General features: G+C 68.7%; 13 protein-coding genes. 9 read left to right on the top strand and 4 right to left on the bottom strand.

The features are described from left to right. Window positions 1–5: 5 nt before the first annotated feature. The 4 genes from ACH01S_RS35860 to ACH01S_RS35845 all read left to right on the top strand — a co-directional run bounded on the left by ACH01S_RS35860 (window position 6) and on the right by ACH01S_RS35845 (window position 3,630). Window positions 6–956, top strand: coding sequence for an ABC transporter permease (locus ACH01S_RS35860; RefSeq protein ID WP_067902765.1), 951 nt, complete (start codon window positions 6–8; stop codon window positions 954–956). Then, the gene (locus ACH01S_RS35855; protein ID WP_169809417.1) at window positions 940–1,830 is read left to right on the top strand and encodes an ABC transporter ATP-binding protein; all 891 of its coding nucleotides are present in this window, start codon (window positions 940–942) and stop codon (window positions 1,828–1,830) included. Before ACH01S_RS35860 ends, ACH01S_RS35855 begins: the two co-directional genes overlap by 17 nt. Beyond that, a complete protein-coding gene (locus ACH01S_RS35850; protein ID WP_067902761.1) occupies window positions 1,823–2,515 on the top strand; it encodes a 2-oxo acid dehydrogenase subunit E2 in 693 nt (230 codons plus the stop codon). Before ACH01S_RS35855 ends, ACH01S_RS35850 begins: the two co-directional genes overlap by 8 nt. Window positions 2,516–2,601: 86 nt before the next feature. Further along, window positions 2,602–3,630: a histidinol-phosphate transaminase gene (locus tag ACH01S_RS35845; protein WP_218010522.1), complete on the top strand. Its 1,029-nt coding sequence runs from the start codon at window positions 2,602–2,604 to the stop codon at window positions 3,628–3,630. A 77-nt stretch (window positions 3,631–3,707) separates the two neighbouring features. Here the strand turns inward: ACH01S_RS35845 and ACH01S_RS35840 are convergent, their stop codons facing one another. Together ACH01S_RS35840 and ACH01S_RS35835 are read right to left on the bottom strand one after the other, a co-directional pair. Continuing rightward, window positions 3,708–4,094: a hypothetical protein gene (locus tag ACH01S_RS35840; protein WP_067902758.1), complete on the bottom strand. Its 387-nt coding sequence runs from the start codon at window positions 4,092–4,094 to the stop codon at window positions 3,708–3,710. 42 nt (window positions 4,095–4,136) lie between these two features. Then, complete coding sequence (locus tag ACH01S_RS35835) at window positions 4,137–7,985, bottom strand: SGNH/GDSL hydrolase family protein (protein WP_148344462.1); 3,849 nt, start codon at window positions 7,983–7,985, stop codon at window positions 4,137–4,139. Between the two features lie 369 nt (window positions 7,986–8,354). Between ACH01S_RS35835 and ACH01S_RS35830 the strand changes: the two genes are divergently transcribed. Then, window positions 8,355–9,605: a cytochrome P450 gene (locus ACH01S_RS35830; protein WP_067902752.1), complete on the top strand. Its 1,251-nt coding sequence runs from the start codon at window positions 8,355–8,357 to the stop codon at window positions 9,603–9,605. Window positions 9,606–10,164: 559 nt separating this feature from the next. Further along, entirely contained in the window at window positions 10,165–10,524 is a 360-nt protein-coding gene (locus ACH01S_RS35825) for a hypothetical protein (RefSeq protein ID WP_067902749.1), read from the top strand. A 21-nt stretch (window positions 10,525–10,545) separates the two neighbouring features. Here ACH01S_RS35825 and ACH01S_RS35820 read toward each other — a convergent pair whose 3' ends face one another. After that, window positions 10,546–11,289: a relaxase domain-containing protein gene (locus ACH01S_RS35820; RefSeq protein ID WP_255220374.1), complete on the bottom strand. Its 744-nt coding sequence runs from the start codon at window positions 11,287–11,289 to the stop codon at window positions 10,546–10,548. Between the two features lie 218 nt (window positions 11,290–11,507). Here ACH01S_RS35820 and ACH01S_RS35815 point away from each other — a divergent pair, with 218 nt between their 5' ends. Genes ACH01S_RS35815 through ACH01S_RS35805 form a run of 3 tightly spaced genes read left to right on the top strand, consistent with a single transcriptional unit; the run spans window position 11,508 to window position 15,896 of the window. Then, window positions 11,508–11,852, top strand: a complete 345-nt coding sequence (locus ACH01S_RS35815; protein WP_067902743.1) for a hypothetical protein — start codon at window positions 11,508–11,510, stop codon at window positions 11,850–11,852. A 19-nt stretch (window positions 11,853–11,871) separates the two neighbouring features. Continuing rightward, window positions 11,872–15,279, top strand: coding sequence for a CHAT domain-containing protein (locus ACH01S_RS35810; RefSeq protein WP_148344461.1), 3,408 nt, complete (start codon window positions 11,872–11,874; stop codon window positions 15,277–15,279). Window positions 15,280–15,332: 53 nt separating this feature from the next. Continuing rightward, the gene (locus ACH01S_RS35805) at window positions 15,333–15,896 is read left to right on the top strand and encodes a hypothetical protein (RefSeq protein WP_067902739.1); all 564 of its coding nucleotides are present in this window, start codon (window positions 15,333–15,335) and stop codon (window positions 15,894–15,896) included. A gap of 61 nt (window positions 15,897–15,957) precedes the next feature. Here the strand turns inward: ACH01S_RS35805 and ACH01S_RS35800 are convergent, their stop codons facing one another. Beyond that, window positions 15,958–19,284 (bottom strand): hypothetical protein, encoded by a 3,327-nt coding sequence (locus ACH01S_RS35800; RefSeq protein ID WP_148344460.1) that lies wholly within the window; start codon window positions 19,282–19,284, stop codon window positions 15,958–15,960. Between the last annotated feature and the right edge of the window lie 92 nt (window positions 19,285–19,376).

Below are 19,376 nucleotides of genomic sequence, written 5' to 3'. Positions count from 1 at the left end.
CGGGAATGTTGTGGAATCTGTTCGAGGTCGCCGTCCAGGTGGGCCTCCTGTATGTCCCGCTGGTGCTGGGGATCTACCTGGCGATGGGGGTCATGAGCCTGCCCGACCTGACCCTGCAGGGGTCGTTCGGGATCGGCGGCTCGGTCGCCGCGGTGCTCGCCGTGCACGGGCACCATCCGGTCGTCGGCCTGCTCGCCGCCATGGCCGCCGGAGCCGCCTGCGGCCTGGTCACCGCGACGCTGCACCTGCTGCTGCGGCTGAACGTGCTGCTGGCCAGCATCCTCGTGGCGACGGCGGCGTACTCGGTGTGCCTGGTCGTGATGAGCTCGGGCAACCTGTCGCTGGCGGGGGCGAAGACGGCGTTCAGCTGGGCGGACGGCACCGACCTGAGCTTCCGCACCGCCACCATCGTCACCGGCGGCGGGGTGGCGCTGGTCCTGTCCGTCGCGTTCCTGTGGTTCCTGCGCACCGAGTACGGGCTGTCCCTGGTCGCCGCCGGGCAGAACATCCAGACCGCCCGCGGCCTCGGGGTCCGCACCGAGCGCAGGCAGGCCGCCGGGCTGGCCGTGGCGAACGCGCTGGGCGCGCTCACCGGCGGGCTGGTCGTGCACAACCAGGGGTTCATGGACGTCACCATCCAGAACGGCGTGATCGTCATCGCGCTGGCCGCGATGATGGTCGGGCTCACCCTCACCCGCTCCCCCCGCGTCGGGCCCACCGTCGCCATGCTGGTGGTCGGGGTGGTCGTCTACCGGTTCGCCGTCGCCGGGGCCCTGCAACTCGGCCTGAACCCCAACCTGCTCCAGCTCATCACCGCCGGCCTTGTCATCGCGATGATCGGCGTCCGGTCGCATGCCCGCGCGACCCTGCGCAGCGCCACCGCGGCCGGACGCCGGGACCGCCGCGTCGCCCAGGCGCGCTTCTACGAGGAGGACCGTGTTGCGAGCTTCATCTGAGTCGACCGGGTCGGCCGAGTCGGCGGCCGGGTCGGCGGCCGAGATCCCGGACCTCGTCATCGCGTCGGTGCACAAGCAGTTCCGAGGAGCGGGCGACGAGCCGGTCACCGCCCTGGACGGCGTCGACCTGACGGTCTCGTCCGGGACGATCGTGTCGGTCATCGGCTCCAACGGCGCCGGCAAGTCGACCATGCTGTCCGTGGTCGCGGGCAACGTGCTGCCCGACCGCGGACGGGTGCTCATCCGCGGCGACGAGATGACCGGCGCCCCCAGTTGGCGGCGCGTCCGGCGGATCTCGCGGGTGCGGCAGAACCCGCAGGACAACATGATCTCGACGCTGACCATCGAGGAGAACTTCGCGATCGCGCTCGCGGGCAAGCGAGGACGCTTCCGGCTGCGCAGGCCACGGCGCAACGCCGTCCGCGACATCGCGGCGGAGGCGCTGCGTCCGCTCGGCATGGGCTTGGAGAACCGGCTGTCGGCCGTCTCCGGGACGCTCTCCGGCGGGCAGCGACAGGCGATCGCGATCGCGATGGCCTCGCTCGGCTCCCCCGCGCTGATGCTGCTCGACGAGCACGTCGCCGCGCTCGACCCCAACAGCGCGGCCCGGGTGAACGAGGCCACCGAGCGGATCGTCCGCGAGCAGCGGATCACGACGCTGATGGTGACGCATGACATGGCCCACGCCCTCCACCACGCCGACCGGCTGGTCATGATGCACGCCGGGAAGGTCGTCCTGGATCTCCAGGACGGCGCGCTCACCGACGTGACGCCCCATCAGCTCCAGGAGCGGTTCGCCGCCCTGTCCGGTGGGACGCTCAGCGACGCCTCCCTGCTCAGCGTCGCGCGGGGGAAGGCCGGGACCGATGGCTGAACGGACCGTCGCGGCCCAGACGCCGCAGCGTGCCGACCGGCGGCCGATCACCGGCGTCCGCCGGATGATCGCCGACCGGATGGCGCTGTCGCACCGCACCATTCCCGGTGTGCACGTCGTGGAGGAGATGGACGTCACCGACGTGCCGCTGAACCGGATCCTGGCGGTGACGGTCGCCGCCGTCGCCCGCGCCGTCGCCGATCACCCGCTGTTCAACGCCCATGTGGAAGAGGCGCACCTGACCGTCTTCGACCGGTGCGACGTCGGCGTCGCCGTCGACACCGAACGAGGACTGATGGTGCCGGTCGTCCGCGAGCCCGCGGCCAAGAGCGTCGAAGAGATCGCCGCGGAGGTGACCGCTCTCGCCCGCCGGGCGCGCTCGGGCCGACTCGACCGCCGCGACCTCACGGACCCGACCATCACCGTCACCAGCCCCGGCAGGCGCGGCGGCGTGCTCGCCACACCGTTGGTCAACCCCCCGCAGACCGCCATCGTCGGCGTGCACCGGGCGGTCGACCGGCCGGTGGTGCGCGGGGGTGCGATCACGATCCGCACCATCGCCAACCTGACGGTCACCTTCGACCACCGCGTGATCGACGGCGCGGAGGCGGGAGAGTTCGCCATCGCGCTCGCCCGCCGGATCGAGCGAGGCCCTGAGCCGCCGGACACATCCGAGTCGGCCTAAGCCGGTTGTCCTATGAGCTCATCCCCCGGCCGCGAGGCCGTAGAGAGACGCCCGTGATACGAGAAACCTCGGCCTCCCCTTCGCCGGTGCCGCGCCCCCTGGTCGATTCCCTTCCGAGCTATTCGCGCGCGGCCTCCGCGTCGATTCGGTGGCGCGCCTCGTCCAACGAGGCGCCGATCCCGCCGAGCCCGCTGGCGGTGCGCGCCGCGGCCGACGCCGCGGCGAAGGCACACCTTTATCCGAGCCTCGGCGGAGAAGGGCTCATCGAGGCCCTCGCCGACCACGTCGGCATCGCCCCGGACCGCGTCGCGGTCGGACCCGGATCGCTCGCGCTCCTGGAGCGCCTGCTCCTCGCCTACACCGGCGCGGGAACAGAAGTCGTCCACGCTTGGCGCAGTTACGAGGCATACCCGATCGTCGTCACGATCGCGGGTGCGCGAAGTGTCGCCGTCCCGCTGGACGCCTTTCAACGCCACGACGTGGACGCGATGCTCCGATCGATAACAGGCCGCACACGCGTGCTGATCATTTGCGATCCGAACAACCCGACCGGCACGATTCTGGATCCGGCCGAAGTGGAACGGCTCGTCCGCTCGGTTCCGTCCGATGTGCTCGTCGTCATCGACGAGGCGTATCGGGAGTTCGACGAGAACGCCCCGGACACACTCGGTCTGCTGACGCTGCCGAACGTCGCTTTGCTGAGGACGTTCTCCAAAGCCTACGGGCTGGCCGGTCTCCGCGCGGGCTACCTCCTGGCGGCCCCCCAGATCTGCCGCACGATCCAGAAAGTCGCCCTTCCCTTCGCGCTGAGCCGGATAGCGGAGGCCGCCGCGACAGCCGCACTCGCCGACGATGACCATCTGCGCTCCGTGGTTCAGACGGTCCGCACGAGACGCGAACAGCTTGCGGCGAAGCTCAGCACCGTGGCCGACGTCCCACAGAGCCGGGCGAACTTCCTGTGGATCCCGATAGGGGCGCGGGCGGCATCCGTAGCGGCCGCCTGCGCAAAGGCCGGTCTGTCCGTCCGGTCCTTCCCCGGAGAGGGCGTGCGCGTCACCGTAGGAGACCCCAACGTGGACGACATCCTCCTAAAGTCCCTACACCCCACCCCATGAACACACAGCACTGAGGAAATGCTTGCCGAGTATTCGGCTGTGGTGCACCTTCGGTAGGGGTCGGGTGAATGGTGCCGTTATCCTGGGCAGATCGGGTTTGCGTTCAGGTAGTACGTCGGGCCTCCTTGGATTTCCATTTTTCCGTAGACGCATTCGGGAACTGCCCAGCTCTGGAAGGACACCTCGCCGCCCGCCGCGACCGGTTGCCAGGAGCCGGAGAAGGTCTCACCGGCGTAGTACCACCAGGAAAGCCGTACGGTGACCGGCTCCCCTCGGTGCTTTATGTACTTTATGGTGACGAGCGCCTCCCCCTCGACAGGGGGATCAACGTTCATGCAGAGTTGCCCGTTGCCGATGTCCTGACAGGAATTCTGAGCGGCGGCGGTTCCTGTTGCCGTCACGGTGACGGCGGCCGTCATAGACAGGGCGGCGGCGAGCCGGGCCGTCTTGGTGAACATGGTCATGCACTCCTCTGATCTGGGCCGGTGGTTCTCCGGCCACGTTCACTACAGTCCCAACTCACGGAGCTTGGCCGAGTACGCGTCCGCGAGGAGCCGCACGCCTTCCACGCCCGGGTGGAACGACTGGTTGGACGGTTTGAGGGGAGAGGGCGGATCGCCGGGAGTCTTTCTGAAGATCAGCGTGTTGATGGCCGGTGAGGCGCTGCAGATCCGCCTACCGTTGAAATTGCTCGTCGGGTCCGCGAAGAACACCCGTTCGCCCTGCTCGTTCGCGGCGTCGACCGCCGCTTGCTGGTTTTGCCGCATCACTACGGCCATGTCGTTCAGCCAGTTCGTCTCCGCCTTGGAGATCCCGGTGTGGCAGTCCGAGTCGGGCTCGAACATCGGGGAATACCCGACGAGCACGATCTTGGCATTCGGCGCGAGCCGCTCGATGTGCCTGAGGACGTTCACCAGCGATGGGCGCATGACGTCGCGCAACCGCTTCGGCAGCGCGGTGCGGAGTGGTTCGGTGTCGCCCTCCATCACGCTGTCGAAGCACGGCATCTGCACGTTCAGCAGGCAGTTCGCGATCACCCCGGAGAAGTTCGCGTCGTTGCCGCCGAGAGCGAGCGAGACAAGCGTCGTGTTCTCGTCCAGGAATCCTCGGTCCATCTGCGAAACTTCACGGTTCATGCCCGGCGCGGTCACGCCGTTCTCGCTCGGCAGGACGTTGGCCGTCGTCGCTCCGGAGCACGCGAGGAAGTGGAAGTCCATATTGACCGCAGGCAGTTCGGCCATCGTCCTGATCGGAAGGTCTCCGAACCGGCTCAGCCTGCCCAGCAACGGCCATCCGTCCTTGGAGCGGTGGCAGGAGTTCTCGTGCCGGTTCCCCCCGTTGTTGTCGGACTCCCGGAAGAACCGCTCGCCCTTGGCTCCGCCCGAGCCCTCGCCGGAGGCGTAAGAGTCGCCGAGCGACACGATCTGGTGCGCCGGCTTGGCGGCAAGGGGCTGGAATGCGATCGCGTCCCAGGCGATGTCCTCGTCGCCGTTGGTGCGGTACTTGGCGTTGTCGGCGGTGAGGTTGTCCAGCGACACGCTCGGTGTGCCGGCGAACTGGAACACGCCGAGCGGGACCCAACTGTGCTCCTCGGTGCGTTGCAGCAGCACCCGCTTGCGCACGTCGCCGTTGCCGCGGTCGACGCGGTAGGTGGCCTGCTGGGTGTGCGCGCCGTGGTCGGGCATGTGCACCAGCACGCGGGCCCAGCCGTGCAGCGGCTGGTTCAGCCGCCAGGTGCCGGTGACCCGCAGCCGGTCGGCTGGTCCACCGGTCCAGGTGTGGGCGAACCAGAAGTGCGCCCCGTACCCGCCGCCGATCTGGTGGAAGTCCACCTTGGCTGGAAAGGTGCCGTCCTTTCCGCGGGCGAAATCGAGGGCGAAGGTGCCCGCGTTCTCCCGTGGGCAATGGGACACGCTGGCGGGCGGGACGTCCCCGGGGATGTCGTCGACGACCAGGGCGCCTTCGGGCAGTCCCGCGTCCGTGCCCACGCCGCACCGGGGGCGGTAGCTTGTGCCGTTCGGTTGCCGTCCGTACTTCGGGTAGAACCGGAGCAGCTCGCGTCCGCACTGATTGTTGACCTGCGCCCGGCAGTCCTTCCACTCCCCGATGCCGTTCGCGTTCTTGCCGACCGGAAAGTGCACCCAGCATTTCAGGTCGTAGCGGCCTGCTGGATCGACATGGTGGCACGGCCCCGCCGGCTGCCCGATGACGTCCGGCGCGTTCGGGGTGACCTTGGTGCCCCATCGGCAGTCGTTGTTCGCCGACGGCGGATCCGCACGGCAGAAGAACTTGGCGGCGGGCTGGACGAAGTTGCGCGCGCTGTCGCTCAGCCACACGGCGGCACGGAAACCCGGCACCGGCTTGTTGGGCGCCTCGAAGCCACCCACGGGATAGGCCGCGAACCCCATGACCTTCTCCGGGTACGACCAGAACTGCGGGTGAGCGAGGCTCCACGGCTCCTTGCCGAAAGGCAACCGGTCGGCGGCGTAGTGCGGGTTCGCCGGATTGTTGAGCCACCCGAGTCCCCACGCGCCGTTGTTGTCCTCCTCGAATCGTTTGTCGAACGCGTGGAAGCCCGAGTTGTAAGCCCAGGCCGCGTAGAACCAGCTCTCGATCCGGTTCGGGTTCGCGCCGTTGGCGGTCACGCCCGCGTCGGACAACTCGTTCCACTTGCGGTGCAGCAACTGCAGTCCGGCGGCCATGTTCGCCTCGTAGTCGGTGGCGATGGCGAACTGCTTCGCGGGAGGCAACGCGACCTCCCCGGGCTTGGTCCGCCCGACCATCCGCATGCCGTCGGTCATCTGTGTCATGCCGTACCCGCAGTCGGCCTTGTCCCAGCGGACGTCCCAGTCGTTGTTCTTGTCGTTGTCGTAGATCTGCCTGCCGTAGTAGTTGCCGATCAACGGGTTGCCGGTTTGGCCCGCCATCACCGCGGGGCTCGCCTGCCACAGGTTGGACTCCTGGGCGAGCATGCCGAGCAGCACCTGCGCGGGCACCCTGCCTCCGCCCTTGAGCGGCTCCAACGGGAACATCGATCGCTGCGCGGGCAGTTCGCCGTGTACGGCGTAGTTCGCGGCCCACTCCACCTGGCGCGGTGTCGGCTGGTACACCTGCGTACGCGGGTCGTTGCGCGCGATGGAACACGTCCGCTCGGCCTCGACCGGATCGGACGGCGACCCCGCCGCCACACGGGCCGTGCCGGGCGCCGCGAGTCCCGGGGACGGCTCCCGACCGCTCGCCGCCCTGGGCGCTACGGACATCCGCGGGTCCACGGTGTCCCGAAGGCTCCGGCCGGTGCGCAGGACCTTTACGGAAAGACGCACCGGGTGGGCTCGCGCCGGGCCGGGCAGAGCGGCCGCCTGCTCCGGCTCCGGAACCACCACCCGCCCACGGGTGGACACGACCGCGTCCTTGTCCACCGCGTGTCGCGCTACCGCCGGTGGCAGCGGCACGAGCCGGTCGACAGAGCCGGTGATGAACACCCGGCCGTCCGCCGCGGTGGTGATTCCCAGCCCGGTGAGCGCGCCGGTCGCCAACAGGGTGACCTTGCCGTCGTGCACCCGCCGCGCTGCCGCGCGTTCCCCATCGTGGTCAAGGAACACCACGCCGCCGTCGGCGTCGGCGCGCACCCGGTGCGGCACCGACGACGCTTTGGCCAGGAACCTGCGCGTGCCGTCGCGGGCGACGGTCACGAGCATCCCGCGGTCGGCGGCCACGATGCCGTCGCCGGTCGGCACCGGCGAGGTCAGCTGGCCGGCCACCTCGATCGGCCTGCCGGTGGTCGCCCTGGCCGCGTCCAACTCCAGGAGCCGGGTGCGGCCGAGGTCCTCGCCGCCCTCTTGGGTGAGGACCGTGGTCTCGCCAGTGCCGCAACCCGGGTTGAAGTGCGCGAGGCTCGTCCGCACCGGCAGCTTCGTCACCGCGCCTGAGTCAAGGTCCACCACCGCGGTGAAAGCGCCCCTGGTCGCCAGGCGGGCGTGGTTGGTGAAGGTTCGCGGCGCGTACACGACGACCGCCCTCTCCCCCGAACCGGTGACGCACGCGTTGCCGATCCAGCGATCGGTCTCGAAACCCGGCTCGGACAGCGTGGCCGCGGTCCGCCACGTGTAGCCGTCGCGCGCGTCGGCTACCAGCACGTGGAAGCCGTCGCCGTCGCCGATGGTCACCCACGCCCGGTCGCCGGACCGCCGCCAGCCGTCGCCGAGCACGTCGTCGAGGTCGGCCCCGGTGCGGGGCGGGGCTGCCCGCTCGGAAGCGGCGGCCGCGGCGGGGTACACGATCGCGAGCGCGAGTGCGGGTACCAGCGCGGCCGCGGCGCGGCGGCGGCGACAAGCCGACCATCGAGAGCGTCCCACATCGTCCCCTCAGAGGTTTCGCGTCCTCAACTGATCGGCGCGACGTCTCCGAGCAGTCCGACTCCAACCCACCAGCAAAGAGATTACCCTACGCACATGATCAGACACTCTGTGTACTGAAACGCGTACGCCCCAGGGCCCGGGTACGACTCGTCTTCTTTCGGCGGCGGGACGATCATGTGAGCGATTCTTGGCCCCCGATATGAGTGCGGTCAGGCGCGCGCTGGCGGAGGCCGTCGTGGTCGACGACCAGCGGAATGGGTTTTTTATCTTGCATTCGGTAGTCCGAAAAGGATTGGCCTTGCCTAATGGCCAGTGTCGCCTGCCGGAACGTGAAGGACGCCTAGCCGGGTGATAGCGTGCGTTCGAGTGGCTGCTCCGGCGGAGGAGGTCATCGGCGACGTGCTTGATCTGCGATCCTTCAATCCGTTCGGCCCGCATGTCGGGTCCGCCTACAGGTATTTCGAGCAGGCCCGTGAACGGGAGCCGATCTTCTTTTCCGAGCCGCTGCAGGCCTGGTGCGTCACTCGATACGACGACGTCAAGCGGATCGCGTCCGATTGGAAGACGTTCTCCTCCAGCGACGCATTTCCCAAGCCCGTCGGGTTGCCGGATGAAGCGCAGTGGGCCGCCGATTTCCTGTTCGACAACACGGTGATCACGATCGGCGATCCGCCGCGGCATACGGCGGTGCGACGGCTCGTGCACGACGGGTTCAAGCCGGGCACCATCGCCCGGTTCGAGCCGTCGATCAGACGGATCATCGCGAAGAACGTCGACCGGCTCCCCAGGTCCGGGGCGTTCGACCTGGTCGCCGAGTTCTCCTCGGTCGTCCCGCTGGAGGTCATCACGCAGGTGACCGGCTTCCCCCTCGACGAGAACGAGAAGCTTCTGCGGTGGATCGCTGATGAGACGGTCCTGTTCGCCGGAACGGCGGGGCTGACCGAGGAGGAGCTGATCGACCACGGCCGGGGCTTCGCCGAGGCGGTCGCGTACCTGCGCGAGCTGGTCGAGGCGCGGCGGGCCCATCCGCGGGACGATCTCATCTCGCTGATGGTCACCGGAGACCCGGACGGCAGCGTCCTCAACGCGGACGAGATCGCCATGCAGGCTCTGGGCCTCGTCTCGGCGGGGTGGGAGACCACCGGGAACGCCATCACCAATATCGTCGGCGCGCTTCTCGAAGAGCCTTCGCGCTGGGCCGCGCTTGTGCGCGGAGAAGTCGCGGTCGACCAGGTCGTCGCCGAGGGGCTGCGGTTCGACACCTCCGTTTTCGGGCTCTTTCGTACCGCCACGCGGGAGGCGACCGTGGGCGGGATCACTTTCGCCGCGGGAGATCGGCTCTTCTTGTTCTACGCCTCGGCCAACCACGACGCCGACCAGTTCCCGGCTCCGAAGGAACTCCAACTCGACCGGGCGAACGCGAAAAAGCATCTGGGGTTCGGCCACGGGATCCATAACTGCATCGGCGCCCCGCTGGCGAGGCTCGAACTCGAAATCTCGCTCGAACTGCTGGCGGCCCGCTATCCCGGGCTGCGGCTGGCGGACGACGACCGCTCCCCCACCTACAAACCCTTCAACCAGTTCAGGGGACCTGAATTCCTCCGAGTCGTCGCCTAGGTCGCGAACGCGGCGCAGATCCAGAGATCACCGGACGGCCCGACGATAACGCCCTGGAAACAATGGGCTCGGAATTCACCGCATCCACTCTTCTGGGCGCGCTAAGGCAGCGAACGCCAGAGGACGGAGTGCTCAGAGTGACTGCGGATACGAGCGCCACCGGGTTGGCGCGCTTCGGTGCCCGTGCGGTTTGAGGGGTGGGGCTGACCGGCCGGATGCGGTCAGGTGACTGGGAGATGGCGGCGAAACAGTTCGGGTCGACCGCGATCGGACTCGTCACCGGCGGAACCGGTCTCAGCGCGATAAGGACCTTCGGAAGACTCGGGAAGATGTACAAGTACACGTCGTCGCCGTCAAAGATCCGACGCGCCTACGGATACGGTCGGGTCGTACTGAATCACGGAGGCGCGGTCGGCGCATTCCAGAAGGCCGCGCAAGGGGCCGGACGCGGAAAGCTGTTCCAATCGTATTGGGGAACGAAGATTCAATGGTCCGGCACCGCACTGGGAATGGTGGCGTCTTCATGAGCGATGTATGATCTCCGGTGACTGGAGGCAGCATGGCACTGATCGCCGCACTCTCGGCCCTCGGGCTCGTCATCGCGCTCACGGTGCGGGACCACAAACTGCTCGGCCCCGGCGGCACCGGTGCGGCCGTCATGATGTGGGCGGCGGCGCCGCTGCTATTGCTCATCAAACTCAAATGGTACGGCTGGTCTGCTGAGAAGACGCTCTGGTCCGCCGCGGCGCTGCTCGCCTGGGCCGTCCTGTGCGGTACGGGGCGGCCCGGACTCCTCCTCTCGACACTGTTCATGGACGAGCCGAACGTGCCGCAGCGTCTGATCCTGAGGTCTTTCATCGGCCAGGCCGTCTTCGTGGTCGGAATCATCGCCTTCGCACTCGTCGACGCATTCGCCTAAGACCGCCTCCACCTGGTCGAGTTAGGCGACCGCGCAGCCGGTGTTCCGCCAGAACTCGTGGTCGTCCAGCAGTTCTTGAGGGACTCCGGCTATTTCGAAGGAGTGTTCGGCGTCGCCGGTCGTGCGGACGATCGGGTATCCGAGGTCCGCCATTCTTCGGGCGAGTGTCCCTTCGCCGATGGCGTCGCACTGAGCGAGGGTGTTCTCGTTGTACAGCGTCGCTTCGTGCGGCTGGGTCAGAGTTCCGGTGTCGTCCAGGACGGCGAACAGGCAGCAATGGACGTGGAGCATCGGAGGGATTTTCCCGTTCGCCGCCGACAATGTGCCGACGGCGTGGAGCACCAGCGACGCGACGAGCGAGCGCGCCGGTCGAACGCCGTCGATCACCGGATGGTCGGCGGTGAGCCGGGTGAGCATGAGGGCCGAGCAGTCCAGCAGGGCGTCCTCGATGTCCGCGCGCGGGCCCGGCGCGAGCTGGCTCCACAGGAACGACAGGGAGTTCGGGGCCTTGAAGGTGAGGTCGAAGACCTCGCCGGCGGGCAGGGCGGGCGCGCCGGTGCGCACGTGGCGGCCGCTCAGCACCGCCGTCAGGTCACGCGTGCGGATCGCCGTCCCCTGGCGCAGGCCCACTTTCTTCAGCGCTTCATCCGAGCCGTGCCATATCGAGTTGGCCCGAGCACCCGAGTCGGCGTCCCGCGGTGTGAAAGCCTGCGGCGAAAAAGACGGATCGAGTAACCTGGCCGCGATCTCCGCGACCGTTGGCATTTCCTCCGGCATGGGTTCCCCAGATCCTCTCGGCGAGGCACGGCCGCGACAGGTTTACCACATGCGCACGGTCAATGGAATGCTTTTGCGGACATCGCTCCGAGCGCTAGGATCGGCTGTTATCCGGGTGATCACAAGGGGGTCGGGTGGCTGGAAACGCGGACGGTGACGCGCACGACCTGGTTCTCGTTTGGCAGCGGGGTGACGGGCCCGGAACGGTGGAGTTCGTCGTCACCTCCTCCAACGCGGAAGAACTGCTGTCGCTGCTGGCGGACGAGGGTGTCTCCGCCATCCCGGACGCGCGGCAGGTCCGCGGCGCCGGCACCGAGGTGCTCACGACCGTGGTCGCCACGGCCGGGAACGCCGCGGCCTGGGCCGCCGCAGGGGTGGCGGTGCGGAAGTTCATCGACCGCCACAAGGGAAAGCGCATTCAGGTCGACGAGACCGGGCTGGCCGAGGCGGAGAACTATTCGGCTCGCGACATCGAACGGATCGTCCAGGCATTGTCCGCCGTCGAGCGCGACGACGGCCGCGACAGCGGTGACGGCGGCGGGCGTCGGTAACGCGGGGTAGCGCGATTCGATGAACTTATCCGAGACGGTAACCACCGTTCACGAGTCCGTCTTGATGGCCGTCCGGACGAGCCTGCACGAGAGCGCGAGCGTCCCGCGGCCCCAAGTGCACATGTTCACCGGGAATTCCGATTTCTCCTATGCGGGCTGCGTGGTGGCCCGGGAGTTCGATCGGGGCGATGACGCCGCATGGGCCGTGCGCGGGCTCGGCTACCCGCCGTCCGCCCTTCCCGCGAGCCGGGTCCTGGTCGTGTGGGAGCAGGCCGAACTGCTGATCTCGCTCGACGCGCCGCACCTGGTGGAAGGGCGCGCGTTGATGTTCCTCGACGCCGCGCTCGACGACTACCGCCTGACCCGGTATCCGTTCGAGATCACAACCGGATCGGGTTCTTCGCCCGACATTCGGTGGGGCGAGCCGCGTACCGAGGAACGTCCCGCACTGCCGGGGCTGATCATCGAAGTGCTCGACATCTGGCGGGACTTCCTCCCGGACGACTTCGCGGCCACCGTGGAAGAACTCGAAGAAGGCGGTTACACCTACGTCCCGGCCGCCCGCAGCGATCCTCCGTCCGGTTCCGAGAACGTCCACCGTTTGGTCGGCGCGGCGCTCGCCTCGGGCGAACCCGAAGCGGTCGAACGCGCGTGCCGCGCATTGCGCGAGGCATTGGCGGCGATGCCGGAGCACGACCCGCGGCGCGGATCGTATTTGATCGACTTCAGCCTGGTGCTGCAACTGCGCTACGAGAACAACGGCGACCTCGACGATGTGCGGGACGCGGTGCGCGCGGCCCGTGAGGCCGCGCCGTTCCCCGACGGCGGGATGCCGGCCAAGCGGCTCAACGCGCTGGGCACGGCGCTGCGGACCTGGTACGAGCAGACCGGCGAGCCCGCCGCGCTGAGCGAGGCGATCACCGTCGGGCGCCGGGCCGTGGACGTGATCCCGGACGGCGACCCGAACCACGGGACCTGCCTCGCCAACCTCGCCTGGGCGCTGCACGCGTCGTTCCTCGCCGACGGGGACCCCGCGAGCCTGGCCGCGGCCCTGTCGGCGTCCCGCCGGGCGTTCGAGGCGCTCGACGTCCTCGATCCGCGGCGCGAGGTCGTCGCCATGTCCATGGGCGTCATGCTGCACAGCGAGTACGGCCGGACCGGCGACCTCGCGGTCCTCGACGAGGCCATCGAGCTGGGCCGGTCGGCGACCGCGCACACGACCTCGTCCGGCTGGATGCTCGCCGCCAGGCTGACCAACCTCGGACGGGCGCTGGAGGCCCGCTACCGGCGGACGGGCGAACTGGAATCGCTGCGCGAGGCCGCCCGGACGGAGCGCCGCGCCCTGGCGGTGGCGCCCCGCGACCACGCGGACCGCACCCTCTACCAGCTGAACCTCTCCGGGACGCTGCGCGCCCTGTTCGACCGCACCGGCGACGCGGCCGCGCTCGACGAGGCGTTCGCCGTGGCGCGGGACGCCGTGGAGGACGTCCCGGCCGGGCACCCCGTCCGGATCAACCATCTGGCGAACCTCGGCCTGATCCACCAGATGCGCCACGCGCTGACCTCGGACGCGGCCGAGCTGGACGCGGCGCAGGCACTCCTGCGGGAGGCGCTCGCCGGGGCTCCCGCGACGCACCCGCAACGCCCGGCGGTGTCGTCCGCCCTGGGCGAGGTCCTTCACGCCACAAGCTCCCACCCGGCCGACTCCGCCCAGTTGGAAGAGGCCGCGGGGCTGGTCCGCGACGCGCTGGACTCCGTCGCCGACGACGACCCGCGACGCGGTACCTTCCTGCGGACCCTGGCGGAGATACAGCGAACACGTCACGAGGGTCTCGGCGACGATGCCGCGCTGTCCGAGGCGATCGAGCTGTTCCGGACGGCGGCGGCCCCGACGTCGTCGGTGCGGGGCCGCGTGGACGCCGCCCGCCGCTGGGGCGACATCGCGGCCGCCGCGGGCCGGACCGAACTCGCCCTCGACGGCTACGCCACCGCGGTCGGGCTGCTGCCGCTGCTCGCCGCGCGGAGCCTCCACCGCCACGACTCCGAACACTGGCTCGGCCGGTATGGAGGTCTGGCGAGCGACGCCGCCGCGCTGGCGCTGGAGACGAATTCTCCGGAGCGGGCGCTGGAACTGCTCGAACTCGGCCGGACCGTCTTGATGGCGCAGGCGCTGGACATCCGAACCGACATGTCCGCGCTACGGGACCGGGCCCCGCACTTGGCGGACCGGTTCGAATGGCTCAGCACCCAGTTGGAGAACGACGACGGCGAAAAGCCGGACGGCCGCCGGGAACTGGCCGGAGAACTGGAGACGGTCATCGCCGCCGTCCGCGCGCTGCCGGGCATGGACCGTTTCCTGCTGCCTCCCAGGGCCGCGGAACTCCTCGTCCAGGCCGGTCAGGGCCCCATCGCCGTCGTCAACGTCAGCGCCTACCGCAGCGACGCGCTGATTCTCACCGGAAGCGGTCTCCGGGTGCGGTCATTGCCGCAGCTCACTCCGGCCGCCGTAGGCGGGCAGGTGAACCGTTTCCTGACCGCGCTGGCGACCGATTGCCGGTCCCCGTATCGCGACGCCCGCGAACGGGGAGAGCGGGTCCTTTCGGAGACCTTGTCGTGGGCGTGGGAGAACATCTGCGTTCCCGTCCTGGACATCGCCGATCCCGCACCCGATCAGCGGATGTGGTGGATCCCCACGGGTCTGCTCGGCTTTCTGCCCTTGCACGCGGCCGGTGACGAAGCGGCCGGTGAGTCCATGCTCGCCCGAGCGGTCTGCTCCTATTCGCCGTCCATTCGCGCGCTGGCCCATGCCCGGACGGCGTCCGGCGGCAGGCCGTCCACGCGGACGCTCGTCGTCGGCATGCCGGACACGCCCAACGCTCCGGCCATTCCCGGGGCCCTCCGCGAAGCGACCCTCGTCGCCGAACGGGCACCGGGCCCGCGCGTCCTCATCGGGCCGGAAGCCACCGGCGAGGCCGTCACCGCCGCGCTCCAGAACAGCGCGTGGGCGCATTTCGCCTGCCATGCCGTCACCGCCGCCAGCCCGTCCGACGGCCACCTCCAACTCCACGACCATGAGCGGCGTCCGCTGACCGCCGCCGCGATCTCCCGCCTGCGCCTCGACTCGGCCGCGCTGGCCTATCTCTCCGCCTGCGATACCGCGGTCTCGACGACGGGTCTGGCCGACGAGGTCATCCACATCGCGTCCGCCTTCCACCTGGCCGGATACCCGCAGGTCATCGGCACCCTCTGGGCCGTGGACGACGCCGCGGCCGCCGCGATCGCCGAATTCTTCTACACCGAGCTCACCCGTGGCCACCCGGACCCGCGCCGCGCGCCCGCCGCACTCCGCGACGCCCTGAGCGCCATGCGCCGAAGGCATCCGCTACGGCCCTCCCTTTGGGCGAGCCATATCCACATCGGCATCTGAATCAATCTGCGTTCGACTGACACGCTGGGGGAATCGCAGGAAGAATCAAGCCCGTGCCCGACATCACTTCAGAACTGCCGCGCGTACTGATCGAGGCGAGCAAAGCGGAGCTGCACAGCACCGGCGCGATCCCCCGTCCCCAAGTCCATATGCTCGCAGAGGACATGGAGCACTCGTACATCGGGTTCGTGATCTGCCGAATGTTCTACCGCGGTCAGGACGCCGTCACCGCGATAGGCGACCTGGGAACGTTGCCGTCGGTGCTGAAGATGACCCGGCTAATGATCTTGTGGGAGGACCTCGATCTGTTGACCGCGCTGAATCAGGTGACGGATCCGGGGTCCAGGGCGCTGGTGCTGCTCGACGCGCAGTTCGACCGGCACACTCTGCACAGGCACCCCTTCGAAGCCGTCCCGACCGGACAGGTCGTGAACGGCGTGCCCACCGTCAGCCTCCGGTGGGAGACTCCGCAGCGTTTCCACGACGGGCCGCTTCCCGAGGCGATCAACCGACTCCTGCGGACGTGGCGCGAACTACGCGAGGACGACATGCAGGAAACGGCGATGGCGCTCCAGCGGTCGGGCTACGAACTCAACTGGGCCACCCCGACCGGCTGAACTTCCGGTGCTCCCGCCCGGCAAAACGGACTTCCAGGTCAGGCTGCGTTCAGCATGCAGATCATTCCAGTTCGCTCCACTCCCAGGGAGCGGCAGGAGCGCTTGAATCGGGTTCATATCCGAACCTGAAACGTTTGCGATGATCACCGACTTCCAGGAAGAGTTCGAACAGCCCAGCGGCAGGCAACCGTCCGGTCAGGACGGAGACGTGTTCGGTGGCACCGGCCTTTCGCAGGACCTCCAACAGTCGCGCCACGGCACCTGGCGAATCGAGGGTGGCGTGAGCGGCGACGCGTCGAGCGAGGGCGGTGAATTGGTCGGTCGCCCCCACCCTCTCCAGCATTTCCAACAGCCATGCCACGCCACCTGGTTGATCAAGGGTGGCGTTAGCAGCCGGTCCACGAGCCAACAGAACTGCGATCTGCTCTTCCGCCCCCGCTTTCTCTAGCACCTCCAAAAACCTCGCCACGTAGAATGGGTCATTCACGGGGACACTGACGGCGACGCGTCCGGCAAGGGCGTCAGCATGTTTCCACTCCCCCACCTCCCTCAGCACCGCCAACAGCTCCTCAACGCTGTACCAGTCCTCGAGGGGGACGCCGACGGCGGCGCGCGCGGCGAGAGCGCTGACTTGCTCGGTCGCCCCAGTCGATTGCAGCGACTTCAAAAGCCGTGCCATGGAATACGGTTGGTCGACGGCGACGTGAGCAGCCGGATCGCGAGCCAGCAGAACCGCGATCTGCTCGGTCGCCCCTTGTTGCCCTAACGCGTCCAGCAGGAACGCGACATCGTCCGGGGCATCAAGAGCCACCTGACCCGCCGGATCACGAGCCAGCAGAACCGCGATCTGCTCGGCCGCGCCTTCCCGCCCCAACGCGTCCAGCAGCAACGCGACATCGTCCGGGGCATCAAGAGCCACCTGACCCGCCGGATCACGAGCCAACAGGACCGCGATCTCCTCGGCCGCCCCTATCAACTGCAGCTTGCGCAGCAGCCACGCCACGTGCCTCGGCTCGTGGAGATCCGAGTGGACGACGAGGTCATGGACCAGCAGGACCGCGATCTGATCATTCGTTTTCTGCCTGCGCAGCTCATCTAGCAGCGAAATGACGTTGCCGGAATTAGGAAGATATACTTCGTGAGTGACGTCGGCGCGTGCGGCAAGCGCGGCGACCTGGTCAGCGGCTCCGAGCCGCTCCAGCACATCCAGAAGCAGCGCTACACCGCGCGGGAAGTCAGGAGTCACGCGAGCGGCCGGATCGCGGCCCAGCAGGACGGCGATCTGCTCTTCCGCATCCACTGTTTGAAGCGCCATTAACAACTGGGCCACGTTGTACGGGTTGTCCAAAGCGACATCGGCAGCGACCCGTTCGGCGAGGATAGTGATCTGCTCGGTCGATCCCACCTCTTCCAGACTGATCAGCATACGTGCGACATGAAATGGGGAGGCGAAGTGGTAGTAGTTGGGCGGGAGGTCGATGGCGGCCTGAGCGGCCGGATTGCGGCCCAGCAGCACGGCGATCTGCTCGGTGGCGCCCGCCTTCTTCAGCACCGCCAACAACTCCGCCACCTCGTCCGGGTCGTTCAGGGTGATTCCGGCGGCGGCGCGCCTACCGAGGACCCTGCATGGCTCCCCCATCCCCATTCTCTCCAGTTCCTTCAACAGCCACACCACGTAAAGCGGTTTGTCGAGAGAAACGTGGGTGGCGGCGCGCCCAGCAAGGACACTGAACTGCTCGCCCGCCCCCACCCTCTCTAGCGTTCGCAACAGTTCCCGCACCCCGAGGGGGTCGCTACAAGCCGAATGGGTGACCACCCACTCCGCGGGGCGGCGATCCGCAGGGTGAATCGTGTGCAGGTGGGCGACGAGAGCACACGCCGCGTCTGTGTTGCCGTGAACCACGGCATTCTTGTGCAGTCGGATCGCGTCGCGGTAGAGGCCGCGTGCCCAGGCCGCGTCGCCGAGCGTCTTCAGATCGGCTGGGTCGGCGTAAGCCGCGACGGCGGTCCAGAAACCGGCCGGTGGGATGTCCCCGGCACGCCGGCGGCGGCTGTCCTGGTCGAGGTAATCGGCCAGCCGGTAAACCGGCTCCCCTTCACTGGCGGCAGGTTTCAGCGCGTCGGGGCGGGGGCGGATTCGAGTAACCGGCCCCGGCGCTCCTTTACAAGGGCGGGAAGTGTAGGCGAGCGCCTGCTCTAGCCAGTCTTCCTCTAACCGATTCCATTGGTCATCGGGCAGATATGCCGGGGCGGCATGTTCAAGCAGAGCGTGCGGTATGGCGCCGCGATGGCCCAGTCGCCGGGCGTCCATCGCGGTGAGGATGACCGCCTTGGCGGCGGCCGGCGCCGTTCGGAAGCGCTCGATCAGGGCGGGACCGCCGGCCAGATACTGGCAGACATGGCCGCTCTCGGCGTGTTGGGCCGCTTGGGCGAGCCGAGCGTCGGTCGCGGTGGTTCTTCTGAGGGCGTCCAGGTCCGCGCCGGTGAAGGTCTCGGGTACTTCGATCACCGTGCCGTCCAGCACCTGAGCCACCTGGGCGCTCTGTCGTCGAGTGATCGCCGCGTGGTGATCGGGCCACAGGGTGCCCAGCACGAGGATCGGGGCGCGTGTCCGATCGATCAGCAGAGACCGCAGTTGGGCGGCGATCCGCTCCGCTGCGTCGTCGGCGCCGCCCAGGTACTCCTGTGTTTCGTTGAGCCAGATCACCGTGCGCGGCCCGACCCGGTCGAGCGCCGACACGGCCGCTTCGAGGCGGGTCGGCGTGGACGGATGCCACAGCCGCCATCCGCCCGCCGCGCGCAGCGGTTTCAGCGCCTCCCAGCAGGCCCGGGTCTTCCCCGCCGAAGAACCCGCCACGAGCACCGCCATCACACTTTCCCCGCCGAGGGCTCGCTCGACCAAAGCAGCGATCTGGTCGTCATGCGCGCGCCGGACATAGGTGGGAAGGATCGGCAGCCCGTCCGCCGCGTCGATCTCGATCGGACGATGCACATCCCATGCGAACGGGTCGGCCACTTCCTCCATCGGCGTGCCGAGCGGCTCGGTGGACTGCGCCTCCACCCAGAGGTCGCGGGCGCGGTCGGCGGCGTCTCGGACGTCCCAGCGGGCCAGGTGAGCCAGCACGCTCGCGACCGCGATGGTGTCGGCCTGCGACGGCGGCGGCGTCGCTTCGGCGAGGATGCGGTGGATCGTGTCCCGCCCGGGTGCGGCGGCCAGATGGTCGTCGGCCGCGACCTTGGCGGCGATCTCGTCCAAGGTCGGCGCATCGGCCCGCAGGTAGAGCCGGTACAGCAGGTCCTTCAACTCTTTCAGCGGCCCCGGCGGCGTCCGAGGGCGTGGAATCAGCCGCTGACGCCGTACCGGCCTACGTCTCTCGTCGCCGCTCATCGCACAATCTTCGCGCCGCCCATCCGGCCATGCCTCCCGATCTCGGGCAATCGCCGGGGGCGGCCGCGCGTTCGTCGCGACTGAAACGGCCG

The sequence above is a fragment of the Actinomadura chibensis NBRC 106107 genome (genome assembly GCF_001552135.1).
GTDB lineage: Bacteria > Actinomycetota > Actinomycetes > Streptosporangiales > Streptosporangiaceae > Spirillospora > Spirillospora chibensis.
Note: the sequence above shows the minus strand (reverse complement) of the source record. Positions and strands in the feature narration are given on the sequence as shown.

Coding starts and splice junctions, on each gene's coding strand:
- ACH01S_RS35850 (WP_067902761.1), top strand. CDS start 1,823: ATGGCTGAACGGACCGTCGCGGCCCAGACGCCGCAGCGTGCCGACCGG.
- ACH01S_RS35800 (WP_148344460.1), bottom strand. CDS start 19,284: ATGAGCGGCGACGAGAGACGTAGGCCGGTACGGCGTCAGCGGCTGATT.
- ACH01S_RS35825 (WP_067902749.1), top strand. CDS start 10,165: ATGGCACTGATCGCCGCACTCTCGGCCCTCGGGCTCGTCATCGCGCTC.
- ACH01S_RS35820 (WP_255220374.1), bottom strand. CDS start 11,289: ATGCCAACGGTCGCGGAGATCGCGGCCAGGTTACTCGATCCGTCTTTT.
- ACH01S_RS35810 (WP_148344461.1), top strand. CDS start 11,872: ATGAACTTATCCGAGACGGTAACCACCGTTCACGAGTCCGTCTTGATG.
- ACH01S_RS35840 (WP_067902758.1), bottom strand. CDS start 4,094: ATGACCATGTTCACCAAGACGGCCCGGCTCGCCGCCGCCCTGTCTATG.
- ACH01S_RS35860 (WP_067902765.1), top strand. CDS start 6: ATGTTGTGGAATCTGTTCGAGGTCGCCGTCCAGGTGGGCCTCCTGTAT.